This is a genomic window from Planktothrix sp. FACHB-1355 (assembly GCF_014748295.1).
GTDB lineage: Bacteria > Cyanobacteriota > Cyanobacteriia > Cyanobacteriales > Aerosakkonemataceae > Aerosakkonema > Aerosakkonema funiforme_A.
Genome location: NZ_JACJUP010001049.1, coordinates 1 through 2,394, shown reverse-complemented (window position 1 = coordinate 2,394; position 2,394 = coordinate 1). Strand labels below are relative to the sequence as shown.

Below are 2,394 nucleotides of genomic sequence, written 5' to 3'. Positions count from 1 at the left end.
GCTATTAAAAGAGAAATTTGATCGTATCTTTTTTACTGGCGGCACAAATGTTGGCAAAATAGTTATGGAAGCAGCAGCCAAACATTTGACGCCAGTTACTCTAGAACTCGGCGGCAAAAGTCCGTGTATAGTTGATGCCGATACCCAAATCGAGATCGCCGCCAGAAGGATAGCTTGGGGTAAGTTTATCAATGCCGGACAAACTTGCATTGCACCCGATTATCTATTAGTCAATCACAATATCAAAAAAGATTTGTTAGATGCAATCAAAAAGTGCATTCAAGAATTTTATGGCGACGATCCAGCCAAAAGCCCCGACTATACCAGAATCATCAATAAAAAACACTTTTCCAGACTGGCAGCTTTCTTGAAAGACGGCGAAATTATTGTTGGGGGGGAAACGGATGCAGAAAACAATTATATAGCTCCAACAGTAATAGACAATGTATCGCTGGATGCACCGATCATGCAAGAGGAAATTTTTGGCCCGATTCTGCCAGTTATAACATACAACGATCTAACAGAAGCGATTTCTATAGTTAACGATCGACCAAAACCTCTAGCCCTTTACTTCTTTTCTAAAAACAAAGATCGTCAAGAGCGCATTTTGCGCGAAACTTCATCCGGCGGCGTCTGCATTAACGACACTATCATGCACATTGGCATACCGGAACTACCCTTTGGCGGTGTGGGCGACAGCGGTATAGGAGCTTATCACGGCAAAACCAGTTTTGATACTTTCTCCCATCAAAAAAGTGTATTGAAAAATTCTTTTTTGGTAGATATGAAATTGCGCTACGCTCCCTATCAGGGTAAATTAAATCTGTTGAAGCGAATCCTCGGTCTTAAGTAGGGATATCACATCTGTGTTTATCTGTGTTTATCTGTTTCCATCTGTGGTTAAATTTTAACCAACGATTTGTGCAGACAATCCTCAATATCATTCTGACACTACCGATGCTACCAAACACAATATCAGGGGTTAAATTTTCACCGCAGATGAAAGACAGATAAACGCAGATAAACGCAGATAAAAACGCATTTTTTTTATGCGATCGATGCTATCGGATATGAGATTATTTACTTGAATTTCAAATTTCAGATTTTAGATTTCAGATTTAATTACATCTAAAATCTAAAATCTGTTTTCAACTTAAAAGTTAAAGCTCCCGCTATAGCGTTCCTCCGCCCAAGGTTCGCCTCGTCGGTGGTAACCATTGCGTTCCCAAAAACCGAGTTCTTCACTGTCTAGAAATTCTAAACCGTTGAGCCATTTAGCACTTTTCCAAGCGTAAAGATGCGGAACTACCAGCCTCAAAGGGCCACCGTGGTCTGGGGGTAGCGGTTCGCCGAATAAAGTATGGGCAAAAAAGTTTTCTTCCCGCAGGAAATCTTCCATACTGATGTTTGTTGTGTAGCCGCCATAACAATGTTCCATAATGTGAGCGGCGTTGGGGTCTACCTCTATGTATTTCATGAAGTCCAGCACTTTCACCCCAGTCCACTGGACATCGAGTTTAGACCAGCGCGTAACGCAGTGAAAATCGGCGGTGAAATTGTTTTGGGGCATAGCCATGAAATCTGAGAAAGTCAAGGCGGCTGGTTTTGCCAAACCCCAGACTCGAAATTGCCAGTTTTCGATCTTGATGTCAGGTGTATTGCCGTAGGTCAACACCGGGAAACCCTTGGTTTCGTATTGACCGGGAGGAATGCGATCGCTCATTTCTGGCCCTGGCTTTTTGAAAAATTTTCCTAACATATCATCCACAGCAATAAAGTTTTCCCTGCTAACACAACACGACAGCGCTGTTGAGCTGTCGTGTTAGCATTTATGTTCACATTTTTCAACACAATCAGCAGTGGGTTAACAGACTGCTCGATCGAGCTAACTAGGTGCTATGACTCTTCTTCCTCTTCTTCTTCCTTGGATGGGTACACGAATGTAGACCTACCGGTCAGAATTGACTTGCCCAAGCTGAGGGCTTTCTGTGCCTGTAGCGCCGCCTTACGTTTCCAGGTGGCTTTACGGATATCCCGTTTTGACTTGGATGTTTTCTTCTTAGGAACTGCCATGATTATGAGTGTGCTAATGGTGGACAGCCCTCTTATTTTAGGCGATCGATTAAGCTAGTGAATCTTTGTTCTAGTTTAAAACGAGCTTTTCGATCGCACTTCCTTCATCGGCTGCGGCGACCATCAGGGGGACTTACCCACCCTAAGCGTCGAAACAGAGTTTTTTTCCCTATTTCCGACATTTTTTAGCGACCTGTTGCCCCACCAGCTGTGCCAGTTCCAGAGGTGCCTGTCGCGTTACCGAAGCCAGTACCGTTGAATCCGTTGCTGTTGTTGCCGTTCGTATTATTGAAATTATTGAAACCGGGCTGAGTTCCCGTA

The 2,394-nt window shown here is 43.6% G+C and carries 3 protein-coding genes; 1 reads left to right on the top strand and 2 read right to left on the bottom strand.

Features of this window, described 5'->3' with window-relative positions; all coding sequences use genetic code 11:
• The coding region (locus tag H6S82_RS28805) for an aldehyde dehydrogenase family protein (RefSeq protein ID WP_191057142.1) at positions 1-853 on the top strand (853 nt) is incomplete at its 5' end.
• Positions 854-1,153: 300 nt separating this feature from the next.
• Here the strand turns inward: H6S82_RS28805 and H6S82_RS28800 are convergent.
• Positions 1,154-1,759 (bottom strand): sulfite oxidase-like oxidoreductase, encoded by a 606-nt coding sequence (locus tag H6S82_RS28800; protein WP_190462698.1) that lies wholly within the window; start codon positions 1,757-1,759, stop codon positions 1,154-1,156.
• 137 nt (positions 1,760-1,896) lie between these two features.
• Complete coding sequence (gene rpmF, locus H6S82_RS28795) at positions 1,897-2,073, bottom strand: 50S ribosomal protein L32 (RefSeq protein WP_190462593.1); 177 nt, start codon at positions 2,071-2,073, stop codon at positions 1,897-1,899.
• Between the last annotated feature and the right edge of the window lie 321 nt (positions 2,074-2,394).

Excerpts from the sequence above, each read along its gene's own strand:
- rpmF (WP_190462593.1), bottom strand. The coding sequence starts at position 2,073 with ATGGCAGTTCCTAAGAAGAAAACATCCAAGTCAAAACGGGATATCCGT.
- H6S82_RS28800 (WP_190462698.1), bottom strand. The coding sequence starts at position 1,759 with ATGTTAGGAAAATTTTTCAAAAAGCCAGGGCCAGAAATGAGCGATCGC.